Genomic DNA, 22,858 nt, shown 5'->3' with positions numbered 1-22,858 from the left:
GACCCGGCGCCAGATTGTGCTAACTCCGACGGGAGCAAATCCGTGAAAGATTTATTAAAGTTTCTGAAAGCGCAGACTAAAACCGAAGAGTTTGATGCGATCAAAATTGCTCTGGCCTCGCCAGACATGATCCGTTCATGGTCTTTCGGTGAAGTTAAGAAGCCGGAAACCATTAACTACCGTACGTTCAAACCTGAGCGTGACGGCCTTTTCTGCGCCCGTATCTTTGGGCCAGTAAAAGATTACGAGTGCCTGTGCGGTAAGTACAAGCGCCTGAAACACCGTGGTGTGATCTGTGAGAAGTGCGGCGTTGAAGTGACCCAGACTAAAGTACGCCGTGAGCGTATGGGCCACATCGAGCTGGCGTCTCCGACTGCGCACATCTGGTTCCTGAAATCACTGCCGTCCCGTATCGGTCTGTTGCTCGATATGCCGCTGCGTGATATCGAACGCGTACTGTACTTCGAATCATATGTTGTTATCGAAGGCGGTATGACCAATCTGGAACGTCAACAGATCCTGACTGAAGAGCAGTATCTGGACGCGCTGGAAGAGTTCGGTGACGAATTCGACGCGAAGATGGGTGCGGAAGCTATCCAGGCCCTGCTGAAGAGCATGGATCTGGAGCAAGAGTGTGAAACTCTGCGCGAAGAGCTGAACGAAACCAACTCCGAAACCAAGCGTAAGAAGCTGACCAAGCGTATCAAACTGCTGGAAGCGTTCGTACAGTCTGGCAACAAGCCAGAGTGGATGATCCTGACCGTTCTGCCGGTTCTGCCGCCAGATCTGCGTCCGCTGGTTCCGCTGGATGGTGGTCGTTTTGCGACTTCTGACCTGAACGATCTGTATCGTCGCGTCATTAACCGTAACAACCGTCTGAAACGTCTGCTGGATCTGGCTGCGCCAGATATCATCGTACGTAACGAAAAACGTATGCTGCAGGAAGCGGTTGACGCCCTGCTGGATAACGGTCGTCGCGGTCGTGCGATCACCGGTTCTAACAAACGTCCTCTGAAATCTTTGGCCGATATGATCAAAGGTAAGCAGGGTCGTTTCCGTCAGAACCTGCTCGGTAAGCGTGTTGACTACTCCGGTCGTTCTGTTATCACCGTAGGTCCATACCTGCGTCTGCATCAGTGCGGCCTGCCGAAGAAAATGGCACTGGAACTGTTCAAACCGTTCATCTACGGCAAGCTGGAACTGCGTGGCCTCGCCACCACCATTAAAGCCGCTAAGAAAATGGTTGAGCGTGAAGAAGCTGTCGTTTGGGATATCCTGGACGAAGTTATCCGCGAACACCCGGTACTGCTGAACCGTGCACCAACACTGCACCGTCTGGGTATCCAGGCATTTGAACCGGTACTGATCGAAGGTAAAGCTATCCAGCTGCACCCGCTGGTTTGTGCGGCATATAACGCCGACTTCGATGGTGACCAGATGGCTGTTCACGTACCGCTGACGCTGGAAGCCCAGCTCGAAGCGCGTGCGCTGATGATGTCTACCAACAACATCCTGTCCCCGGCGAACGGCGAACCTATCATCGTTCCGTCTCAGGACGTTGTATTGGGTCTGTACTACATGACCCGTGACTGTGTTAACGCCAAAGGCGAAGGCATGGTGCTGACTGGCCCGAAAGAAGCTGAGCGTATCTATCGCGCAGGTCTGGCCTCTCTGCATGCGCGCGTTAAAGTGCGTATCACCGAATACGAAAAAGATGAAAACGGCGAATTCGTTGCGCATACCAGCCTGAAAGACACGACCGTTGGCCGTGCTATTTTGTGGATGATCGTACCGAAAGGTCTGCCTTTCTCCATTGTCAACCAGGCGCTGGGTAAGAAAGCTATCTCCAAAATGCTGAACACCTGTTACCGCATTCTGGGCCTGAAGCCGACCGTTATCTTCGCTGACCAGACCATGTACACCGGCTTTGCCTATGCAGCGCGCTCAGGCGCATCTGTTGGTATTGACGACATGGTTATCCCAGAGAAGAAATACGAGATCATCTCTGAAGCGGAAGCTGAAGTTGCTGAGATCCAGGAGCAGTTCCAGTCTGGTCTGGTTACCGCGGGCGAACGCTACAACAAAGTTATCGATATCTGGGCTGCGGCGAACGATCGTGTATCCAAAGCGATGATGGACAACCTGCAAACCGAAACTGTTATTAACCGTGACGGCGTCGAAGAGCAGCAGGTTTCCTTCAACAGCATCTACATGATGGCCGACTCCGGTGCGCGTGGTTCTGCAGCACAGATTCGTCAGCTGGCAGGTATGCGTGGTCTGATGGCGAAGCCGGATGGCTCCATCATCGAAACGCCAATCACCGCAAACTTCCGTGAAGGTCTGAACGTACTCCAGTACTTCATCTCTACTCACGGTGCGCGTAAAGGTCTGGCGGATACCGCACTGAAAACAGCAAACTCCGGTTATCTGACACGTCGTCTGGTTGACGTCGCGCAGGATCTGGTTGTGACTGAAGATGACTGCGGCACACTGGAAGGCATCACCATGACCCCGGTTATCGAGGGTGGTGACGTTAAAGAGCCGCTGCGCGATCGCGTATTGGGTCGTGTGACTGCTGAAGACGTTCTGAAGCCGGGCACCGCGGATATTCTGGTTCCACGCAACACGCTGCTGCACGAGCACTGGTGTGACCTGCTGGAAGAGAACTCCGTTGACTCCGTCAAGGTACGTTCCGTTGTATCTTGTGACACCGACTTTGGTGTATGTGCGCACTGCTATGGTCGTGACCTGGCACGTGGCCACATCATCAACAAAGGTGAAGCCATCGGCGTTATCGCGGCACAGTCCATCGGTGAACCGGGTACACAGCTGACGATGCGTACGTTCCACATCGGTGGTGCGGCATCTCGTGCGGCTGCTGAATCCAGCATCCAGGTGAAAAACAAAGGTAGCATCCGTCTGAGCAATGCGAAGTCGGTTGTGAACTCTGCCGGTAAGCTGGTAGTGACCTCGCGTAACACCGAGCTGAAACTGATCGACGAATTCGGTCGTACCAAAGAGAGCTATAAAGTGCCTTACGGTGCTGTTATGGCGAAAGGTGATGGCGAACAGGTTACTGGCGGCGAAACCGTAGCAAACTGGGATCCACATACCATGCCTGTCATCACTGAAGTAAGTGGTTTCATCCGCTTCACTGACATGATCGACGGCCAGACCATTACTCGTCAGACCGACGAGCTGACCGGTCTGTCTTCTCTGGTGGTTCTGGATTCTGCAGAGCGTACTGCAGGTGGTAAAGACCTGCGTCCGGCACTGAAAATTGTTGATGCTAACGGTAACGACGTTCTGATCCCAGGTACCGATATGCCTGCGCAGTACTTCCTGCCGGGTAAAGCAATCGTCCAGCTGGAAGATGGTATCCAGATCAGTGCGGGTGATGCTCTGGCGCGTATTCCTCAGGAATCCAGCGGTACCAAGGACATCACCGGTGGTCTGCCACGCGTTGCGGATCTGTTCGAAGCACGTCGTCCGAAAGAGCCAGCTATCCTTGCGGAAATCAGCGGTATCATTTCCTTCGGTAAAGAAACCAAAGGGAAGCGTCGTCTGGTTATCACCCCGTTAGACGGCAGCGAACCGTACGAAGAGATGATTCCGAAATGGCGTCAGCTCAACGTGTTCGAAGGTGAACGTGTAGAACGTGGTGACGTTGTTTCCGACGGTCCGGAAGCACCGCACGACATCCTGCGTCTTCGTGGCGTACACGCGGTAACGCGTTACATCACCAACGAAGTTCAGGACGTTTACCGTCTGCAAGGCGTTAAGATTAACGATAAACACATTGAAGTTATCGTTCGTCAGATGCTGCGTAAAGCGACCATTGACAGTGCTGGTAGCTCCGACTTCCTGGAAGGCGAACAGGTTGAATACTCCCGCGTCAAGATTGCTAACCGCGATCTGGAAGCGAACGGCAAAGTTGCGGCAACTTACTCTCGCGACCTGCTGGGTATCACCAAAGCGTCTCTGGCAACCGAATCGTTCATCTCTGCCGCATCGTTCCAGGAGACCACGCGTGTCCTGACCGAAGCAGCCGTTGCGGGTAAACGCGACGAACTGCGTGGCCTGAAAGAGAACGTTATCGTGGGTCGTTTGATCCCTGCCGGTACCGGTTATGCGTACCACCAGGATCGTATGCGCCGTCGCGCAGCGGGCGAACAGCCGGCAGCGCCTCAGGTTACTGCGGAAGATGCATCTGCCAGCCTGGCAGAACTGCTGAACGCAGGTCTGGGCGGTTCTAACAACGATTAATCGTTGCTGACCGTAATGAAAAACCCGCCTCGGCGGGTTTTTTTTTGCCTGACATGCAGTCTTATGAATACTGTCAATAAAGACATGTCATTAAAAACAGTATTGACACTGTTTTTAAAATCCGTATGTTAATACTTAACAGCAGCGAAAGAGTAGTTAGCTGTTAAAGCAGTAAGAGTTAGTAGAGTTCGATAGGGGGATTGCGATAAAGGCCACGAAGTATTTTGTTGTATGGGGTAGTCGACGTTGAAGTTATTTTATTTCACATCGACGATGCTTTAAGGCTACGTAGTTGATATATGTAATCGCAAAAAGTTAAGTAAGCGCGACGATGTAAGGCCATGATTTAAAAGTTAATGTTTGCGGTTTCCATTATTGAGCAATCGCAAGGGAAGTCAGGCAACGCATCAAAGAGTATATGTCGCGAGGGGAAGTGTACTTGTTTAGGCCGCCATTCTTGAGTGAATTCATCAAGCTGGCGAAATATGTTTAACGGTAAATAGAGGAAGGTTCGTTAGTAGCATTCTCCAATATTATCTGTGGTAAACGTGTACATTTAAAATGTAGTACAAACAGCAGTATCAAATTGTAAGTCAATTAATGTTAAATCTGAAGTTTGTAGTAACTTAAAGCCCTGGCTGCAACGGTCAGGGCTTTTATTATATATACATCAAGGTGTTATCTTAGGCTCTTAACCAAATCAGCTCAACATTTCACCAGTTAAGGGCATTAAATAAATTAATGCTTGCGTAATGATTAGAAGTAAGGCTACTATAGCTGCATCGGTTTGGAACACAGACCTTATGAAAGCAGTTTTAGTAAAGCAGTTCTCAGTTCAAGCGTTATCCTCAGATACTCTTCTTCATGAGCCTCCTCCTAAGTGCCCAATAAGTTAATTTCTGCAAAACAGGCCATCTTCGCTGCATAAGCGGCTCAAAATATGAAAGGAAGTATCTATGTCTAACAAAATGACTGGTTTAGTAAAATGGTTTAACTCTGAGAAAGGCTTCGGCTTTATCACTCCTCAGGACGGTAGCAAAGATGTGTTTGTGCATTTTTCCGCTATCCAGAGCAACGATTATAAAACCTTAGACGAAGGCCAAAAAGTCGAGTTCTCCGTTGAGAACGGCGCGAAAGGCCCGTCTGCTGTTAACGTTATCGCGCTGTAATCGCCGATAATCTCACGAACGCTTACGATAGCGATGAAGGCCAGAGCCTGAGCAGATAAGTGATAGTGAATAAAAAACCCGCGAAAGCGGGTTTTTTCGTTTTTACATCCGGATTCACTACATCTGTGACACACGTCCGAGAAAACTATCCCAGTCTTTCCACACGGGCTGTAAACCCTGCGCACTGAGAGCTGCGGCAACATCTTCAGGGCGCCGATCATCATGCGGAGAAAACTGTTCCAGCTCCGGGTGATTGTCGGCATAGCCGCCGGGCTGCGTCTTTGAGAAGGCGCTGACGTTATTGATTGCTAGCGGAATGACGTGGTCGCGAAACCACGGTGATTCTCGCGTGGAGAGCGACAGCTCGATGTCCGGCGCCAACAAGCGAAACGCACAAATGGTTTGTACCAGTTGACGCTCATCCATAATCGATGCCGGTTCAATACCTCCGGTACATGGGCGCAGGCGTGGGAACGAGATTGAATAACGGCTTTGCCAGTAATGTTGCTGCATCCATAGCAAATGCTCGGCTACCATATAGCAATCAACCCGCCAACTGTCAGACAAGCCAATCAGTGCCCCAAGGCCAATTTTGTCGATACCGGCGTGACCAAGTCGGTCCGGCGTTTCCAGCCGCCAAAAGAAGTCCTGCTTTTTTCCCTTCAGATGGTGCCGGGCATAAGTCGCCTCATGGTAGCTCTCCTGATACACCATCACACCGTCCAGACCGAGTATCTTTAGCTCAGCATATTCAGCAACTGACAGCGGTTGTACCTCCATCTGTAGCGAAGAAAACTGACGACGGATGGCGGGTAAATGGCGGCGAAAATAGTCCATGCCGACTTTCGCCTGATGCTCGCCGGTGACCAGCAACAGATGCTCAAAACCCAGCTCGCGGATCGCCGCACACTCCCGTTGAATCTCTGATTCATCCAAAGTTTTACGCTTGATGCGGTTGCTCATGGAGAAGCCGCAGTAAGAGCAGTCGTTGGCGCACAGATTCGAAAGATACAGCGGCACGTAAAAGCTGACGGTATTACCAAAGCGTTGGCGGGTCAGCTTTTGCGCTCGCTGCGCCAGCGGCTCCAGATAATCGGCGGCGGCTGGCGAGAGCAGCGCCATCAGGTCATCACGACTCAGCTGTGCAGTGTTAAGTGCGCGCTCGACATCGGCGGCGGTTTTGCCGTTAATGCGCAGATGGATATCATCCCACTCCAGCTGTCGCCAGCGATCGCTGAAGGTTTTCATGCTGAGACCTCCAGAAATCCGGTCAATGGGCTGGTGGCGCAAGCATTGGTACTTCGGCTCCCCGGAACGGCCTGACGTGCCAGAAGGCCCGCTTCAACCGCCAGCCGGAACGCCGTCGCCATCATTACCGGGTCGTCCGCTACGGCAATCGCCGTGTTGACCAACACCGCGTCGGCCCCCATTTCCAACGCCTGCGTGGCATGGCTGGGCACACCGATCCCGGCATCAACCACCACTGGGACGGTGGCCTGCTGAATAATGATCTTCAGCATGGCGCGGGTTTCCAGGCCCTGATTTGAGCCAATGGGCGCACCGAGCGGCATGACCGCCGCACAGCCCACTTCTTCCAGCCGCTTGCACAGCACCGGGTCCGCGCCGCAGTAGGGCAGCACCACGAAACCCTGCTTCACCAGCGCCTCGGCGGCTTTCAGCGTTTCGATAGGATCTGGTAACAGCCATCGAGCGTCAGGATGTATTTCTAATTTCAGCCAGTGCGTGCCCAGCGCTTCGCGCGCCAGCTGCGCGGCAAAGATAGCTTCATCCGCCGTTTTCGCCCCTGAGGTATTCGGCAGTAGCGTTACCCCTGCCTCGACCAGTGGCACCAAAATGGCATCGTTGTGCTGGCGTAAATCCACGCGCTTCATTGCCAATGTCACCAGTTGGCTACCGGAGGCGCGAATGGCGTCGACCATCAGTTGCGATGAGGCAAATTTCCCCGTGCCGGTGAACAGATGTGAATCAAACGTTTTGTCGGCAATACGTAGCATATCAACCCCCTGCAATAACCTGAAAAAGCAGGATCTGGTCGCCTTCCTGCACGATTTGCTGTTCCCACTGCTCGCGCGGCAGGATCTGTTGATTCAGCGCCAGCGCTATCCCCGGCTTGAGCTGATTAAGCTCTGCCAGCAGCGCGCTGATATTTTGCCCCTCGGCACACTGTACTGGCTCATCATTGAATTGGATCTGCATGTTGCCCTCCGCATACCGGACAACCGCGGGCGCGGCGTAACGCCAGGCTACGCCACTGGCTGGTTTTACCATCGAACAGGCGTAATTCACCGCTTAGGGTTTCAATACCGCTGAGAAGTTTGATGGCTTCCAGCGCCTGCAGGGTACCCATGATGCCAACGACCGGACCGACAATGCCTGCGGTACGGCAGTTGCGTTCGGGCTCGATGTCATCCGGCCACAGACAGCGGTAGCAGCCCTGTTCCCATGGCGGCGTCAGCACCATCAATTGGCCACCAAAGCCAACAGCGCTGGCAGTGATAAGCGGTGTATTCAGGGCGACGCAGGCGGTATTGATCGCCTGACGCGTCGCCATATTGTCGGTGCAGTCGAGCACCACGTCAGCGCGCGCCACCGCGTGCCTGAGCGCATCGCCTTTCAGGCGCTGCTGTAGCGCGACCAGTTCGATATCCGGGTTGAGCCGTGTCAGTCTCTGTTGGGCCATCTGGGATTTTGACCGGGCGATATCATCAGTCGTGAACAGGATCTGGCGCTGAAGATTACTCAGATGCACGTCGTCGTCGTCCACCAGCGTCAATGTGCCTACTCCCGCACCCGCCAGATACAGCGCGGCAGGGGAGCCTAATCCGCCCAAGCCAACAATCAGCACGTGGCTGTTGAGCAGTGTCTGCTGGCCCTCTATCGCAATATCACCGAGTAAAATCTGGCGGCTATAGCGCATAAAATCGCGATCATTCATCGCCTGCTCCTGCAATTGAAAGCAGCTGTGACGTGGCACCTCGCCAGTCAGCGGCCTGCGTGATGGCGCTGACCACCGCAATGCTGCCCACCCCGGTCGCCAGCACAGCCGGTGCCCGCGCGAGGCTGATACCGCCAATGGCGACAGTAGGGTAGTCAGCCAGTCGTTCGATATGCGTGGCGAGTTGTACCAATCCCTGTGGGGCAGATGGCATCTGCTTGGTTTGTGTGGGGAAGACGTGACCCAGTGCGATGTAAGAAGGGCGGGCGGCTAGCGCCACGTCAATCTCCATATCATCGTGGGTGGATACCCCAAGACGTAACCTTGCGGCCTGAATCGCCTTCAGGTCGGTGCTTTCAAGATCTTCCTGGCCCAGATGTACCCCGTAAGCATGGTGTTTAATCGCCAGTCGCCAGTAGTCATTGATAAACAGGCGGGCGTCATAGCGACGCCCCAGTTCAATGGCGGCAATCACGTCGGCTTCAACATCCTCATCACGCATATCTTTGATGCGTAGCTGAATTGTGCGCACGCCCACCGACAGCAGGCGTTCAATCCACAGCACGCTGTCAACGACCGGATATAACCCTAAGCGAAAAGGTACCGTTGGGAATTCAGGCTGATACATCAGGCTTCCTCCTTTTTCAGGTAGATTTCGCCCCCTTTGGCGCGGAAGTTCTCCGACATATCCGCCATCCCCACTTCGATGGTTTGTGCGGCAGCGTAGTCGCGCACTTCCTGGCTGATTTTCATCGAGCAGAATTTCGGCCCGCACATTGAGCAGAAGTGAGCGACTTTGCCGGACTCCTGTGGCAGGGTTTCATCGTGGTAGGCGCGGGCGGTGAACGGGTCGAGCGCCAGATTAAACTGGTCTTCCCAGCGGAATTCGAAGCGCGCTTTTGACATGGCGTTATCGCGGATCTGCGCACCCGGATGCCCTTTAGCTAAATCGGCGGCATGCGCGGCAATCTTGTAGGTAATCAACCCTTGCTTCACGTCTTCTTTGTTCGGCAGGCCGAGGTGCTCTTTTGGCGTGACGTAGCACAGCATCGCGCAGCCAAACCAGCCAATCATTGCCGCACCAATACCGGAGGTGAAGTGGTCATAGCCTGGGGCGATATCAGTCGTTAATGGCCCTAAAGTGTAGAACGGCGCTTCATGGCAGTGTTCCAGCTCTTCGGTCATGTTGCGCTTAATCATCTGCATCGGTACGTGGCCAGGGCCTTCAATCATCACCTGCACGTCATATTCCCAGGCAATTTTGGTCAGCTCGCCCAGCGTATGCAGCTCTGAGAACTGTGCCTCGTCGTTGGCATCCTGAATAGAGCCCGGACGCAGACCATCACCCAGCGACAGAGAAACGTCATAAGCGGCGCAGATTTCACAGATTTCGCGGAAGTGCTCGAAGAGGAAGTTTTCTTTGTGATGGGAGAGGCACCATTTCGCCATGATGGAGCCGCCGCGCGAGACAATCCCGGTCAGGCGTTTAGCGGTCATCGGCACATAGCGCAGCAGCACACCCGCGTGGATAGTGAAATAGTCGACGCCCTGCTCGGCCTGCTCCAGCAGCGTATCGCGGAACGCTTCCCAGGTGAGATCTTCGGCGATCCCGTTGACCTTCTCCAGTGCCTGGTAGATCGGTACGGTGCCGATCGGCACCGGGCTGTTTCGCAGGATCCATTCACGGGTTTCGTGAATATAGCGACCGGTGGACAGGTCCATCACCGTATCCGCCCCCCAGCGCGTGGACCACACCAGCTTTTCCACTTCTTCTTCGATGGAGGAAGTGACCGCTGAGTTACCGATGTTGGCATTGACCTTCACCAGGAAATTACGTCCGATGATCATCGGCTCTGATTCCGGGTGGTTGATGTTGGCGGGGATGATGGCGCGCCCGGCAGCGACTTCATCACGCACGAATTCCGCCGTGATATTTTCCGGCAGGCTGGCGCCAAAGCTCATGCCTGGATGCTGGTGGCGCAGCACTTCACTGCGAATGCGCTCGCGGCCCATATTTTCGCGGATAGCGATAAACTCCATCTCCGGAGTGACGATGCCCTGGCGCGCGTAGTGCAACTGGGTCACGCAGCGGCCGGTTTTGGCGCGTTTAGGCGTCAGCAAGCCGTTGAAACGCAGCTCGTCCAGGCCATCATCGGCCAGGCGCTCTTTGGTGTAGGCGGAGCTACGGTCGTCCAGCTCTTCGCTGTCATTACGTGCGGATATCCACGGCTGGCGCAGTTTTGCCAGACCCTGCTGGACGTTAATCGCCACATCAGGATCGCCATACGGGCCAGAGGTGTCATATACCGGCACGGCTTCGTTCTCTTCGTACTGCGGGGTATCTTTACTGCCGCCAATGAGCGTCGGGCTGAGCTGGATTTCACGCATAGGAATACGGATATCTGGCTGTGAACCAGCAATATAGATGCGTTTTGAGTTAGGAAAGGCGGTCCCTTCCAGGGTGTCGATAAAGTGTTGGGCCTGGGCGCGCTGTTCGCGGCGGGATGGTTTAGTAGTGGCAGACATAGCTCATTCCAAAAAAGTAAGGATATGGCTTGTCAGACGACGGATGAAGCAAGAGGGAAGATCGCCCATGGGCGATACAACTGTAGATTTACTCTTGTTCCCTTCGCAGGTATTAGCCTGATCAGGTTCCGCGGATCCCGAATTAACGGTCTCAGCCTTTTCCACTCATGCTGATGTGGAAAATAAGCACTCCGACAAGATAATTCCCCCTCTGGCGAGGAGGAATGGTTGTAAACTACCTGTTACTCGCGCAAATCTCAAGCAGGGCGTTTGATCATTGCGCTGTCGTGTACCGCATCAAGCACCAGCATAATCAACTTATCTTCCAGCATAAACCGGGCCTCCAGCGCCTCGCCGATATCCGACAATGCCTGTTGAAATTCAAGGAAATTATCGTGGTCAATGGCGTTTTCCAGACTGGAATCATAGTCGTCCATAATCTGTTGTGTATTGGCTTCCAGAAGAGGCCAAATTTTTGTGGCTTTTAAAAGCTGCCCGTTCCCTTCCAATTTATGCAGAATACGTTCATAAATACTGAAGTGTCCGGTGGAGAGGTAGTCGACCAGGCTCTGACAAAAATCATCCAGCGCTTTTTCATTGAGCCGCATGTACGATTCTTTGCCAGGCTTAATGCCAACCAGATTGTAGTAAGCCACGAGCAGGTGCTTACGTACATGTAGCCAGCGATCAACCAGTTTATTACTTCCTCCGACGTGTTCCGTCAGGCTTTCCAGCTGGTTTAGCATGATTGACTCCGCAAGGTGGTGTTGAAAAATGGCTCACCGATAAATGTAAAAATAATGTAAACAACATGCCTGTGAAGCAAAGGTTGCGCAAGAGATATGGATCGTATTATTGAAAAATTAGACAGCGGCTGGTGGATCGTCAGTCATGAACAAAAATTGTGGTTGCCTCACGGAGAGCTGCCACATGGTGACGCGGCTGGTTTTGATCTGCTGGGCCAGCGCGCGTTACCGATAGGCGAGTGGGAAGGTGAAACCGTCTGGCTGGTGCAGCAGCAGCGTCGCCACGATATGGGCTCAGTGCGCCAGATCCTCGATCAGGATGTAGGACTGTTTCAACTGGTCGGACGCGGCGTGCAGTTGGCCGAGTTTTTCCGTTCGCATAAATTCTGTGGTTATTGCGGGCATCCGATGCACCCAAGCAAAACGGAATGGGCAATGCTGTGTAGCCACTGCCGTGAACGTTATTATCCGCAAATTGCCCCCTGCATTATTGTCGCCATCCGTCGTGAAGACTCCCTGCTGCTGGCTCAGCATGTTCGCCACCGCAACGGCGTGCATACCGTGCTGGCCGGTTTTGTTGAAGTGGGGGAGACGTTAGAACAAGCGGTAGCGCGAGAAGTGATGGAAGAAAGCGGCATTAAGGTGAAAAACCTGCGCTACGTTACCTCCCAGCCCTGGCCGTTTCCGCAGTCTTTGATGACCGCGTTTATGGCGGAATATGATAGCGGGGAGATCGTCATCGACCCGAAAGAACTGCTGGAAGCGAACTGGTATCGCTACGATGACTTACCGCTACTTCCCCCGCCGGGTACCGTCGCACGTCGACTGATCGAAGATACCGTGGCGATGTGTCGGGCTGAGTACGAGTAAAGAACGAGTAATGATACACTGACGGCCTGACGCTAAAAGGAAGATAAAAATGACCGAACTGAAGAACGATCGTTACCTGCGTGCGCTGCTGCGCCAGCCTGTTGATGTTACTCCGGTATGGATGATGCGCCAGGCGGGCCGCTATTTGCCGGAGTACAAAGCCACTCGTGCGCAAGCGGGCGATTTCATGGCGCTGTGCAAAAACGCCGAGCTGGCCTGCGAAGTGACGCTACAACCGCTGCGCAGGTATAAACTTGATGCGGCGATCCTCTTTTCGGACATTTTGACCATCCCGGATGCGATGGGACTTGGGCTGTACTTTGAAGCTGGCGAAGGCCCACGCTTTACCTCTCCCATCACCTGTAAGGCCGATGTGGATAAGCTGCCGATCCCGGACCCGGAAGGGGAACTGGGCTACGTGATGAACGCGGTACGTACTATTCGCCGCGAGCTGAAGGGCGACGTGCCGCTGATCGGCTTCTCTGGCAGTCCGTGGACGCTGGCGACTTACATGGTGGAAGGCGGCAGCAGCAAAGCCTTCACCGTGATTAAAAAGATGATGTACGCCGATCCAACGTCGCTGCATCTGCTGCTCGATAAGCTGGCGAAAAGCGTCACGCTATACCTGAATGCGCAGATCAAAGCCGGCGCGCAATCGGTGATGATTTTCGACACCTGGGGCGGCGTGCTGACCGGTCGCGACTATCAGCAGTTCTCTCTCTATTACATGCACAAAATTGTCGATGGTCTGCTGCGTGAAAACGACGGCCGCCGCGTGCCGGTCACCTTGTTCACCAAAGGCGGCGGACAGTGGCTGGAAGCGATGGCGGAAACTGGATGTGATGCGCTGGGTCTCGACTGGACGACAGATATTGCCGATGCGCGTCGTCGTGTCGGTCATAAAGTGGCGTTACAGGGCAATATGGACCCGTCCATGCTCTACGCACCGGCACCGCGTATCGAAGAAGAAGTCGCCACGATACTGGCTGGCTTCGGTCAAGGGGAAGGCCACGTCTTTAACCTGGGCCACGGTATCCACCAGGACGTGCCGCCGGAACATGCCGGGGTGTTTGTGGAGGCGGTACATCGCTTGTCTGAGCAGTACCACCGCTAAGGAGTCACGATGGATCTCGCGTCGCTACGCACCCAACAGCTTGAACTGGCCTCTGCGGTGATCCGTGAAGATCGCTTTAAAAGCGATCCGCCGGATCTGATCGCTGGGGCAGATGTCGGGTTTGAGCAGGGCGGAGAGGTGACGCGAGCCGCCATCGTGCTACTGAAGTATCCTTCTCTTGAGCTGGTTGAATATAAGGTGGCGCGTATCGCCACCACCATGCCGTATATCCCCGGTTTTCTCTCTTTTCGCGAATATCCTGCGCTGCTGGCTGCCTGGGAACAATTATCGCAGAAGCCTGACTTAGTGTTCGTTGATGGTCACGGTATTTCCCACCCGCGTCGTCTTGGCGTTGCCAGCCATTTTGGTCTGCTGGTGGATGTCCCGACGATTGGCGTGGCGAAAAAACGGCTGTGCGGCAAGTTTGACCCCTTATCTGCTGAACCCGGGGCGCTAGCGCCACTGTTGGATAAAGGCGAGCAACTGGCGTGGGTCTGGCGCAGCAAAGCACGCTGTAATCCACTGTTTATCTCTACCGGACATCGCGTGGGCATGGATAGCGCGCTGGCGTGGGTGCAGCGTTGTATGAACGGCTATCGCCTGCCGGAACCGACACGCTGGGCGGATGCGGTGGCATCGGAACGCCCGGCTTTTACGCGGCTTGCAGCAAAAACGCCCCATATCGGGTAAACTGCGACTAATTTCCGTATTCGAGAACTCATCATGTTACAAAACCCGATTCATCTGCGTCTGGAGAAGCTGGAAAGCTGGCAGCACGTCACCTTTATGGCCTGCCTGTGTGAGCGCATGTACCCAAACTACGCCATGTTCTGCAAGCAAACGGAGTTTGGTGATGGGCAGATTTACCGCCGAATCCTGGATTTAGTCTGGGAAGTGCTGACCGTCAAGGATGCGAAAATCAATTTTGACAGCCAGCTGGAGAAGTTTGAAGAGGCTATTCCGTCCGCAGACGACTACGATCTGTACGGCGTTTATCCGGCGATTGACGCCTGTGTTGCCCTGAGCGAAGTCATGCATTCTCGTCTGAGCGGTGAAACGCTGGAACACGCGATTGAAGTCAGTAAGGCTTCGATTACCAGCGTCGCGATGCTGGAAATGACGCAAGCGGGTCGCGAAATGACCGATGAAGAGCTGAAAGAGAACCCTGCCGTTGAGCAAGAATGGGATATTCAGTGGGAAATATTCCGACTTTTAGCCGATTGCGAAGAACGCGATCTTGAGCTGATAAAAGGGCTGCGTGCAGACCTGCGCGAGGCTGGTGAGAGCAATATTGGTATAATTTTTCAGCAATGACACCACAAAACGTGATTTAACGCCTGATTTGTCGTGCCTGAAGGCTTCCCATCCGCCCCCCGTCTGGTCTACATTTGGGGGGCGAAGAAAAGTGGCTATCGGTGCGTGTATGCAGGAGAGTGCTTTTCTGGCATTTCCGTCGCACTCGATGCTTAGCAAGCGATAAACACATTGTAAGGATAACTTATGAACAAGACTCAACTGATTGATGTAATTGCAGACAAAGCAGAACTGTCCAAAACACAGGCTAAAGCTGCTCTGGAATCCACTCTGGCTGCTATTACTGAGTCTCTGAAAGAAGGCGATGCTGTACAACTGGTTGGTTTCGGTACCTTCAAAGTGAACCACCGCGCTGAGCGTACTGGCCGCAACCCGCAGACCGGTCAAGAAATCAAAATCGCCGCAGCTAACGTACCGGCATTTGTTTCTGGTAAAGCACTGAAAGACGCGGTTAAGTAATTCGCGTGGCAGTGAACAGTTTTAACGAGGGGGCGGTTTCGCCCCTTTTGTCCATCTGGCGTCATACGCTTTGGCTTTCAGGTGTTCTGTTGCTGTCTGCCTGCAGTCGCCACTCTGAGCTTCCTCCGTTCACGGCCAGCGGTTATGTTGGCGATCACGGAGCGGTACGCGTTTGGCGTAAAGATTCCAACGATGATGTGCATCTGCTCTCCGTTTTTAGTCCGTGGCGAAGCGGCGACACAACCACCAGTGAGTACCGCTGGCAGGGTGACACCCTCTCTCTGATAGAACTCAACGTATACAGCCAACCGCCTGAGCATGTTCGCATCCGTTTCGACGATCGGGGTGAACTGAGTTTTATGCAGCGTGAAGTCGATGGACAAAAGCAGCAGCTTTCCAGCGATCAAATTGCGCTCTACCGCTACCGTGCCGATCAAACCCGTCAGACCAGCGATGCGCTGCGCCAGGGGCGTGTGGTATTACGGCAGGGGCGTTGGCATGCTGCCGAACGCACGGTCACTACGTGTGAAGGCGAGACGATCAAACCTGATTTAGATTCATGGGCGATAAACCATATCGAGCGCCGCCAGAGCCGCTCGTCGGTCGACGTGAGCGTGGCATGGCTGGAAGCGCCTGAGGGATCTCAGCTGTTGCTGGTCGCGAATTCTGATTTCTGCCGTTGGCAGCCAAAAGATAAAACATTTTAACGCCGGATGGCGACGCAAAAGCGTCTTATCCGGCTTACGGTATCCATCTGTAGGCCTGATTAGCGTAGCGCCATCAGGCATTAAGTTCTTTACCAGTGGCCCATACCCATATGACCCCCGCCACGATGGTAACTGCCGCCACCGCAACCCATGCCGGCACCGCGAGGCACACCCGCCTCCGCCATGGCGACATCCCGTTTCACCCGTTGCTCATCCAGCGCTTGATTCAGAGATTCTATCTCTTTTGCGACGGCATTAATTTTTGCGCTGTCCAGCGGGCTGGCGGTGAGCAACGCGTTGTACTCATAACGTTTGGACGTCAACTGCTGGCGCAATGCGCGGGTCTGCGTGTAGTAATCATCAGCGATTTTCTGGGCTGCGGCCTGCTGCTCGGTGGTCATTGGCGTACCACCCTGTTGCCACATTCCCTCACCATTGCCCCAGTGATGTTGCGCCAGTGCCGGGGTGGAACCCAGAGCCATCAGCGAGAGGACCATTAGCGCCAGTTTATTATTCCGTTTCATCGTTCGTTCTCCTGTTGGTTAGCTTACTTTCTCTTTTGCATCTTCCGTGCCAACCTGGACGTCCTTGTGCTGCGGGGATCGCGCGGCTGCCGCCCGGGAGTAAGCGAGTAAAAATGACTCGCCAGAACAGCCCGGTGGGTCATTTTTACCCACCCGTTGTGAGGGTTTGTGCCTGAGAACAGGGTTATCAGGGTGAAAAGATGGCATGATTTCTGCTGTATACCTGAAATGAAGAAAGGAACGGCGGGAAAGGGAGAACGTATGCGTCTTGATAAGGATACGGCAGCAAAGTGGCTGAGCCGGTTATTACCGGCGGCGATCCTGATTTTGGTGGGGTGGTTTTCCATCATGACCATTCGGGACTACGGCCGGGAAAGTGATGCCGCTCGACAAACGTTACTGGAAAAGGGAAGCGTGCTGATCCGCGCCCTTGAGTCCGGTACGCGTGTGGGTATGGGAATGCGTATGCATCATGCGCAGCAACAAACGCTGCTGGAGCAAATGGCGGTACAGCCGGGCGTACTCTGGTTTGCCGTTGTCGATGAGCATGGCGTGATCATCACCCACAGTGATTCCTCTATGGTTGGTAAATCCCTCTACTCGCCGGATGTCCTGCGTCAGCTAAATCCTGGGGAACAAGAACGCTGGCGGAATATCGACTCATCGCCCGATGGGCATGATCAAATACCAGCCCTGGAAATTTATCGCCAGTTCCAGCCGTTGTATGGGGCCGGGAGGCACGGTATGGCACGCTGCTCCGGTAATGACGATCATGCGAATACGCCCACGCAAACCATCTTTATCGCTTTTGATGCCAGCGACCTGGCCGCGACTCAGGCCAGAGAGTGGCGTAATACGCTGATCGTTCTGTCTGCTCTGGCGGCGGTGCTGCTGGCTACTGTGCTGACGTTTTTCTGGTACCAACGCTATCAGCGTTCTTATAAAGAGCTACAGGACGCGATGAAGCGTAAAGAAAAGCTGATGGCGCTCGGACATCTGGCGGCGGGAGTCGCGCATGAAATCCGTAATCCACTGTCATCCATCAAGGGGTTAGCGAAATATTTTGCCGAACGCACTCCGGCGGGGGGAGAGTCGCATGAACTGGCGCAGGTGATGGCGAAAGAGGCCGATCGCTTAAATCGGGTGGTGAGTGAATTGCTGGAGCTGGTGAAGCCCGCGCACCTGACGCTGCAGCGGGTCGATCTTAATGAAGTCATCACCCACTCGCTGCATTTGGTTAGCCAGGATGCTCAGAGCCGGGAAATTCAACTGCAGTTTACGCCGAATGCTGCGTTACCCGCTATTCAAGCCGATCCCGACCGACTCACGCAGGTCCTGCTGAATTTATACCTCAACGCCATTCATGCTATCGGACATCAGGGGACGGTTACGGTTTCAGCGAGTGAAAGTAGCGCCGATCGGGTTAAAATTAGGGTTACCGACAGCGGAAAGGGAATTGCGCCCGACCAGCTGGAGGCTATTTTTACTCCTTACTTTACGACGAAGGCAGACGGTACCGGGCTGGGACTGGCGGTGGTGCAAAACATCATTGAGCAGCACGGCGGAACCATTCAGGTAACCAGCGTGGAAGGTAGAGGCACCGTCTTTACTCTCTGGCTGCCGATCAATGCGAAACCACAGGATTGACAAGGATGACACACGGAAAAATCGATATTCTGGTTGTGGACGATGACGTCAGCCACTGCACTATTCTACAAGCGCTGCTGCGTGGCTGGGGCTATGACGTTGCGCTTGCCTATAGCGGACGAGAGGCACTGGCGCAGGTGCGTGAACACGTCTTTGATCTGGTATTGTGCGATGTGCGTATGGCGGAGATGGACGGCATTGAAACGCTGAAAGAGATCAAAGCCCTGAATCCGGCGATTCCTGTCTTGATTATGACCGCTTTTTCTAGCGTGGAGACCGCGGTGGAAGCGTTAAAAACCGGGGCGCTGGATTACTTAATCAAACCACTGGATTTTGACAGTCTGCAGCACACGCTGGAAAAGGCGTTGGCACATACCCGGGCGACCGGCGTCGACCCCGTAGCAGCCCCGGCAGCGCAGTTTGGCATGATTGGCAACAGTCCGGCGATGCAGCACCTGCTTAACGAAATTGCGATGGTTGCGCCGTCGGATGCGACGGTGCTTATTCACGGAGACTCTGGAACGGGCAAAGAACTGGTCGCCCGGGCGCTTCACGCCAGCAGTGCGCGCAGTGATAAACCACTGGTGACGCTCAACTGCGCGGCGCTGAATGAATCTCTGCTGGAATCTGAACTGTTCGGCCATGAAAAAGGCGCGTTTACGGGTGCCGATAAACGCCGGGAAGGGCGCTTTGTGGAAGCCGACGGCGGTACGCTGTTTCTTGATGAGATTGGCGATATCTCGCCGCTGATGCAGGTGCGCCTGCTGCGGGCGATTCAGGAGCGTGAAGTCCAGCGCGTAGGCAGTAATCAGACTATTGCTGTGGATGTCCGGCTGATTGCCGCCACCCATCGCGATCTGGCACAAGAGGTCAACGCCGGACGTTTTCGCCAGGATCTCTACTATCGCCTGAACGTCGTCACTATCGAGATGCCCGCATTACGTCAACGCCGGGAAGATATTCCGCTGCTGGCCGGGCATTTTCTCCAGCGCTTTGCTGAGCGTAACCGCAAAGCGGTGAAAGGTTTTACCCCGCAGGCAATGGATCTGCTGATCCATTACGACTGGCCGGGAAACATTCGTGAGCTGGAAAATGCGATTGAGCGTGCGGTGGTTCTGCTGACGGGAGAATACATTTCTGAACGCGAGCTGCCACTGGCGATTGCAGCGACGCCAATAAAAGCAGAGAACAGTCTGGAGATCCAACCGCTGGTGGATGTTGAAAAAGAGGTGATTCTGGCAGCACTGGAAAAAACGGGCGGCAACAAAACTGAAGCCGCCCGTCAGTTAGGCATCACGCGTAAAACGCTGTTGGCGAAAATTTCGCGTTAACGCTGCTCGCGTTCGATGGCGCGCCAGCCGATATCGTTACGGCTAAAGCTGCCTTCCCAGCGGATGTCGGCCATTAACGCGTAAGCGCGCTTCTGCGCTTCTGCAACGGTATGACCCAGTGCGGTTGCGCACAGGACGCGGCCCCCATTGGTCAATACCGTGTCGTCGGCGGCGAGTTTAGTGCCGGCGTGGAACACTTTGCCGTCAGCGGCTTCTTCCAGCGGCAGGCCGTGGATCGCGTCTCCGGTACGGTAGTCGCCCGGATAACCCCCGGCGGCGATTACCACGCCCAGCGAGGCGCGCTCGTCCCACTCGGAGGTTTTTTCGTCCAGCTTACCGTCGCAGGCGGCGAGACACAGATCCACCAGGTCCGACTTCATGCGCAGCATGATCGGCTGGGTTTCCGGGTCGCCGAAGCGGCAGTTAAACTCGATAACCTTCGGGTTGCCCTGTTTGTCGATCATCAGGCCTGCGTACAGGAAACCGGTGTAGGTGTTACCTTCCGCCGCCATGCCTTTTACGGTTGGCCAGATGATGCGTTCCATGGTGCGCTGGTGAACGTCATCAGTTACCACAGGCGCTGGAGAGTATGCACCCATCCCGCCGGTGTTCGGACCGGTATCGCCATTGCCCACACGTTTGTGGTCCTGACTGGTAGCCATCGGCAGGACATGCTTGCCGTCGACCATCACGATAAAGCTCGCCTCTTCGCCGTCGAGGAACTCCTCGATCACGATACGGTGGCCTGCGTCGCCAAACGCGTTGCCTGCCAGCATGTCGTGCACGGCGGCTTCAGCTTCTTCAAGCGTCATTGCCACGATAACGCCTTTACCGGCAGCCAGGCCGTCGGCTTTAATGACGATCGGCGCGCCTTTCTCACGCAGATAGGCCAGCGCGGGCTCCACTTCAGTGAAGTTCTGGTATTCCGCCGTGGGAATATTATGGCGCGCGAGGAAATCTTTGGTGAACGCTTTAGAACCTTCCAACTGCGCAGCACCTTCGGTTGGGCCGAAGATTTTCAGACCGGCGGCACGGAAGGCATCGACCACGCCAATCACCAGCGGTGCCTCCGGACCAACGATGGTGAGATCGATCTTCTCGTTCTGGGCAAAGCTCAGCAGTGCCGGAATGTCGGTTACACCGATAGCCACGTTTTGCAGCGTCGGTTCCAGTGCGGTACCCGCATTGCCCGGTGCGACATAAACGGTTGAAACCTGCGGTGACTTGGCTGCTTTCCAGGCCAGCGCGTGTTCGCGCCCGCCGTTGCCAATAACTAATACTTTCATCGTCTGCTCCGTGGATTAATGGCGGAAGTGGCGCATGTCGGTAAAGATCATCGCAATACCGTGTTCGTCGGCAGCGGCAATCACCTCGTCATCACGAATGGAACCGCCTGGCTGGATAACACAGCTCACACCAACGGCTGCTGCGGCATCAATCCCGTCGCGGAACGGGAAGAAGGCGTCAGACGCCATCGCCGAACCTTTGACTTCCAGACCTTCGTCGGCGGCTTTAATCCCGGCGATCTTCGCGGAATAAACGCGGCTCATCTGACCTGCGCCTATGCCGATGGTCATGTTCTCTTTGGCGTAGACAATGGCGTTGGATTTCACGAACTTCGCGACTTTCCAGCAGAACAGCGCATCACGCAGTTCCTGCTCAGTAGGTTGACGTTTGGACACTACGCGCAGTTCACCCTCGGTGACCATACCCAGGTCACGATCCTGAACCAGCAGTCCGCCGTTCACGCGTTTGAAATCCAGGCCCGCAACACGCTCAGCCCACTGACCGCAGGTCAGGACGCGAACGTTCTGCTTAGCCGCAGTAATCTTCAGCGCTTCCTCAGTTGCTGACGGAGCGATGATCACCTCAACAAACTGGCGGGAGATAATGGCCTGTGCCGTTTCAGCATCCAGTTCGCGGTTAAAAGCGATGATGCCTCCGAACGCGGAGGTTGGATCGGTTTTGTACGCGCGGTCATAGGCATCAAGAATAGAGGAGCTGACTGCCACGCCGCACGGGTTGGCGTGCTTAACGATAACGCAGGCTGGCTCGTTGAACTCTTTCACGCACTCGAGCGCGGCGTCGGTATCGGCGATGTTGTTATAAGAGAGCGCTTTGCCCTGGACCTGCGTAGCGGTGGCAACGGACGCCTCTTTAACATTCTCTTCTATATAGAAGGCCGCCTGCTGGTGGCTGTTTTCGCCGTAGCGCATATCCTGCTTCTTAATGAAGTTCAGGTTCAGGGTTCGTGGGAAGCGACCTGCAGCGTCTTTGCTTTCACCGTGATAGGCCGGGACCATGCTGCCGAAGTAGTTGGCAATCATGCTGTCGTAGGCGGCGGTGTGTTCGAACGCTTTAATGGCGAGATCGAAACGGGTGTCGAGGGTCAGAGAACCTTCGTTGGCATCCATTTCTTTAATAATGGCGTCGTAGTCATTGCTCTTTACCACGATAGCCACATCTTTATGGTTCTTGGCGGCCGAGCGCACCATGGTTGGGCCGCCGATATCGATATTCTCTACCGCATCTTCCAGCGAGCAGCCAACGCGAGCCACGGTCTCGGCGAACGGGTACAGGTTAACAACCACCATATCGATAGGGTCGATACCGTGTTGTTCCATTATTCCGTCATCCTGACCGCGACGGCCAAGAATGCCGCCGTGTACTTTTGGATGCAGGGTCTTCACGCGTCCATCCATCATTTCCGGGAAACCGGTGTAATCGGAAACTTCGGTCACTGGCAGACCTTTCTCTGCTAACAGGCGTGCAGTGCCACCTGTAGACAGCAGCTCCACACCGCGTGCGGAAAGTGCCTGAGCGAATTCGATAATACCTGCTTTGTCAGAAACACTGAGCAGAGCGCGGCGGACTGGACGACGTTGTTGCATGGTAAATCCCCTGGATTTGACTATAACAGAGAGCGTTAGCTGAGTTTTTGCGTAAAAACTCAGCTAACGCCCCTTACGGGGCATCCTTGTTTTGCCGCAGCATTGTAACGAAAACGTTTGCGCAACGCTCGCGAATTTTTCTTTTTCAATGTTGACCCTTATTTCGAGAGCTTAAAACCGTATATAGGTAGAAAGGATCGCCGAAATGATGGGGATGTTTGTGGATAACTCTGTGTGCAAATAGGTATAAGGCGGGGTTTTGCTGTGGAATGCAGCAGTCAGTCATTTTTCTGTAATTTAAGGGTTGCGGGCGCCAGAGAACTCCCTATAATGCGCCT

At 54.4% G+C, this 22,858-nt stretch carries 20 protein-coding genes and 1 riboswitch; of the genes, 10 read left to right on the top strand and 10 right to left on the bottom strand.

Translation table 11 applies throughout. The features are described 5' to 3' along the window. Positions 1–42 precede the first annotated feature (42 nt). Both rpoC and cspA read left to right on the top strand, forming a co-directional pair. Complete coding sequence (gene rpoC, locus M2374_RS21900) at positions 43–4,266, top strand: DNA-directed RNA polymerase subunit beta' (RefSeq protein WP_115259738.1); 4,224 nt, start codon at positions 43–45, stop codon at positions 4,264–4,266. 956 nt (positions 4,267–5,222) lie between these two features. Next, complete coding sequence (gene cspA / locus M2374_RS21895; RefSeq protein WP_096758779.1) at positions 5,223–5,435, top strand: RNA chaperone/antiterminator CspA; 213 nt, start codon at positions 5,223–5,225, stop codon at positions 5,433–5,435. A 117-nt stretch (positions 5,436–5,552) separates the two neighbouring features. On the opposite strand, the gene thiH is transcribed toward cspA, so the two are convergent. From thiH to rsd, 7 genes are all read right to left on the bottom strand, one after another. Beyond that, a complete protein-coding gene (gene thiH, locus M2374_RS21890; RefSeq protein WP_115259737.1) occupies positions 5,553–6,683 on the bottom strand; it encodes a 2-iminoacetate synthase ThiH in 1,131 nt (376 codons plus the stop codon). Next, entirely contained in the window at positions 6,680–7,450 is a 771-nt protein-coding gene (thiG, locus tag M2374_RS21885) for a thiazole synthase (RefSeq protein ID WP_181688580.1), read from the bottom strand. Before thiG ends, thiH begins: the two co-directional genes overlap by 4 nt. A gap of 1 nt (position 7,451) precedes the next feature. Continuing rightward, a complete protein-coding gene (thiS, locus tag M2374_RS21880; protein WP_096758776.1) occupies positions 7,452–7,652 on the bottom strand; it encodes a sulfur carrier protein ThiS in 201 nt (66 codons plus the stop codon). After that, the gene (locus tag M2374_RS21875; protein ID WP_115259735.1) at positions 7,633–8,391 is read right to left on the bottom strand and encodes a HesA/MoeB/ThiF family protein; all 759 of its coding nucleotides are present in this window, start codon (positions 8,389–8,391) and stop codon (positions 7,633–7,635) included. The genes thiS and M2374_RS21875 overlap by 20 nt, the downstream gene beginning before the upstream one ends. Then, on the bottom strand, positions 8,384–9,019 hold the full coding sequence (gene thiE / locus M2374_RS21870; protein ID WP_181688579.1) for a thiamine phosphate synthase: 636 nt from the start codon (positions 9,017–9,019) through the stop codon (positions 8,384–8,386). The genes M2374_RS21875 and thiE overlap by 8 nt, the downstream gene beginning before the upstream one ends. Continuing rightward, positions 9,019–10,917, bottom strand: coding sequence for a phosphomethylpyrimidine synthase ThiC (gene thiC, locus M2374_RS21865; RefSeq protein ID WP_181688578.1), 1,899 nt, complete (start codon positions 10,915–10,917; stop codon positions 9,019–9,021). The genes thiE and thiC overlap by 1 nt, the downstream gene beginning before the upstream one ends. Before the next feature lie 81 nt (positions 10,918–10,998). Further along, positions 10,999–11,121: riboswitch (TPP riboswitch) on the bottom strand. Positions 11,122–11,174: 53 nt separating this feature from the next. Then, positions 11,175–11,663: a sigma D regulator gene (gene rsd / locus M2374_RS21860; RefSeq protein ID WP_096758772.1), complete on the bottom strand. Its 489-nt coding sequence runs from the start codon at positions 11,661–11,663 to the stop codon at positions 11,175–11,177. Between the two features lie 96 nt (positions 11,664–11,759). Between rsd and nudC the strand changes: the two genes are divergently transcribed. The 6 genes from nudC (at position 11,760) to M2374_RS21830 (ending at position 16,127) form a co-directional block, all read left to right on the top strand. After that, the gene (gene nudC / locus M2374_RS21855; RefSeq protein WP_135912747.1) at positions 11,760–12,533 is read left to right on the top strand and encodes an NAD(+) diphosphatase; all 774 of its coding nucleotides are present in this window, start codon (positions 11,760–11,762) and stop codon (positions 12,531–12,533) included. 49 nt (positions 12,534–12,582) lie between these two features. Then, positions 12,583–13,647, top strand: coding sequence for a uroporphyrinogen decarboxylase (gene hemE, locus M2374_RS21850; RefSeq protein WP_096758770.1), 1,065 nt, complete (start codon positions 12,583–12,585; stop codon positions 13,645–13,647). A 9-nt stretch (positions 13,648–13,656) separates the two neighbouring features. Continuing rightward, positions 13,657–14,337: a deoxyribonuclease V gene (gene nfi / locus M2374_RS21845; RefSeq protein ID WP_135912745.1), complete on the top strand. Its 681-nt coding sequence runs from the start codon at positions 13,657–13,659 to the stop codon at positions 14,335–14,337. A gap of 33 nt (positions 14,338–14,370) precedes the next feature. Next, the gene (locus tag M2374_RS21840) at positions 14,371–14,961 is read left to right on the top strand and encodes a YjaG family protein (RefSeq protein ID WP_096758768.1); all 591 of its coding nucleotides are present in this window, start codon (positions 14,371–14,373) and stop codon (positions 14,959–14,961) included. A gap of 186 nt (positions 14,962–15,147) precedes the next feature. Further along, positions 15,148–15,420, top strand: coding sequence for a nucleoid-associated protein HU-alpha (gene hupA, locus M2374_RS21835; protein ID WP_096758767.1), 273 nt, complete (start codon positions 15,148–15,150; stop codon positions 15,418–15,420). 11 nt (positions 15,421–15,431) lie between these two features. Next, positions 15,432–16,127 carry a DUF1481 domain-containing protein gene (locus tag M2374_RS21830; protein WP_096759484.1) on the top strand — a complete coding sequence of 232 codons (696 nt, stop codon included), beginning with the start codon at positions 15,432–15,434 and terminating at the stop codon, positions 16,125–16,127. Positions 16,128–16,216: 89 nt separating this feature from the next. Here M2374_RS21830 and zraP read toward each other — a convergent pair whose 3' ends face one another. After that, positions 16,217–16,651, bottom strand: a complete 435-nt coding sequence (gene zraP / locus M2374_RS21825; protein ID WP_096758766.1) for a zinc resistance sensor/chaperone ZraP — start codon at positions 16,649–16,651, stop codon at positions 16,217–16,219. Positions 16,652–16,912: 261 nt separating this feature from the next. Here zraP and zraS point away from each other — a divergent pair, with 261 nt between their 5' ends. Next, positions 16,913–18,298, top strand: a complete 1,386-nt coding sequence (gene zraS / locus M2374_RS21820) for a two-component system sensor histidine kinase ZraS (protein WP_137399279.1) — start codon at positions 16,913–16,915, stop codon at positions 18,296–18,298. 5 nt (positions 18,299–18,303) lie between these two features. Beyond that, entirely contained in the window at positions 18,304–19,629 is a 1,326-nt protein-coding gene (gene zraR / locus M2374_RS21815; RefSeq protein ID WP_096758764.1) for a sigma-54-dependent response regulator transcription factor ZraR, read from the top strand. On the opposite strand, the gene purD is transcribed toward zraR, so the two are convergent. Together purD and purH are read right to left on the bottom strand one after the other, a co-directional pair. Beyond that, on the bottom strand, positions 19,626–20,915 hold the full coding sequence (gene purD, locus M2374_RS21810) for a phosphoribosylamine--glycine ligase (RefSeq protein WP_181688577.1): 1,290 nt from the start codon (positions 20,913–20,915) through the stop codon (positions 19,626–19,628). The genes zraR and purD overlap by 4 nt on opposite strands. Positions 20,916–20,930: 15 nt before the next feature. Then, the gene (gene purH, locus M2374_RS21805) at positions 20,931–22,520 is read right to left on the bottom strand and encodes a bifunctional phosphoribosylaminoimidazolecarboxamide formyltransferase/IMP cyclohydrolase (protein WP_146716646.1); all 1,590 of its coding nucleotides are present in this window, start codon (positions 22,518–22,520) and stop codon (positions 20,931–20,933) included. Between the last annotated feature and the right edge of the window lie 338 nt (positions 22,521–22,858).

The organism is Citrobacter sp. JUb117 (assembly GCF_024809055.1).
Classification (GTDB): domain Bacteria; phylum Pseudomonadota; class Gammaproteobacteria; order Enterobacterales; family Enterobacteriaceae; genus Citrobacter; species Citrobacter gillenii.
Note: the sequence above shows the minus strand (reverse complement) of the source record. Positions and strands in the feature narration are given on the sequence as shown.

Bases quoted from the DNA above. Each gene is read 5' to 3' on its own strand.
- thiS (WP_096758776.1), bottom strand. From the start codon at position 7,652: ATGCAGATCCAATTCAATGATGAGCCAGTACAGTGTGCCGAGGGGCAA.
- purD (WP_181688577.1), bottom strand. From the start codon at position 20,915: ATGAAAGTATTAGTTATTGGCAACGGCGGGCGCGAACACGCGCTGGCC.
- M2374_RS21875 (WP_115259735.1), bottom strand. From the start codon at position 8,391: ATGAATGATCGCGATTTTATGCGCTATAGCCGCCAGATTTTACTCGGT.
- thiC (WP_181688578.1), bottom strand. From the start codon at position 10,917: ATGTCTGCCACTACTAAACCATCCCGCCGCGAACAGCGCGCCCAGGCC.
- zraR (WP_096758764.1), top strand. From the start codon at position 18,304: ATGACACACGGAAAAATCGATATTCTGGTTGTGGACGATGACGTCAGC.
- hemE (WP_096758770.1), top strand. From the start codon at position 12,583: ATGACCGAACTGAAGAACGATCGTTACCTGCGTGCGCTGCTGCGCCAG.
- rsd (WP_096758772.1), bottom strand. From the start codon at position 11,663: ATGCTAAACCAGCTGGAAAGCCTGACGGAACACGTCGGAGGAAGTAAT.
- thiG (WP_181688580.1), bottom strand. From the start codon at position 7,450: ATGCTACGTATTGCCGACAAAACGTTTGATTCACATCTGTTCACCGGC.
- thiE (WP_181688579.1), bottom strand. From the start codon at position 9,019: ATGTATCAGCCTGAATTCCCAACGGTACCTTTTCGCTTAGGGTTATAT.
- nudC (WP_135912747.1), top strand. From the start codon at position 11,760: ATGGATCGTATTATTGAAAAATTAGACAGCGGCTGGTGGATCGTCAGT.
- hupA (WP_096758767.1), top strand. From the start codon at position 15,148: ATGAACAAGACTCAACTGATTGATGTAATTGCAGACAAAGCAGAACTG.
- cspA (WP_096758779.1), top strand. From the start codon at position 5,223: ATGTCTAACAAAATGACTGGTTTAGTAAAATGGTTTAACTCTGAGAAA.
- purH (WP_146716646.1), bottom strand. From the start codon at position 22,520: ATGCAACAACGTCGTCCAGTCCGCCGCGCTCTGCTCAGTGTTTCTGAC.
- M2374_RS21840 (WP_096758768.1), top strand. From the start codon at position 14,371: ATGTTACAAAACCCGATTCATCTGCGTCTGGAGAAGCTGGAAAGCTGG.
- thiH (WP_115259737.1), bottom strand. From the start codon at position 6,683: ATGAAAACCTTCAGCGATCGCTGGCGACAGCTGGAGTGGGATGATATC.
- zraS (WP_137399279.1), top strand. From the start codon at position 16,913: ATGCGTCTTGATAAGGATACGGCAGCAAAGTGGCTGAGCCGGTTATTA.
- nfi (WP_135912745.1), top strand. From the start codon at position 13,657: ATGGATCTCGCGTCGCTACGCACCCAACAGCTTGAACTGGCCTCTGCG.
- zraP (WP_096758766.1), bottom strand. From the start codon at position 16,651: ATGAAACGGAATAATAAACTGGCGCTAATGGTCCTCTCGCTGATGGCT.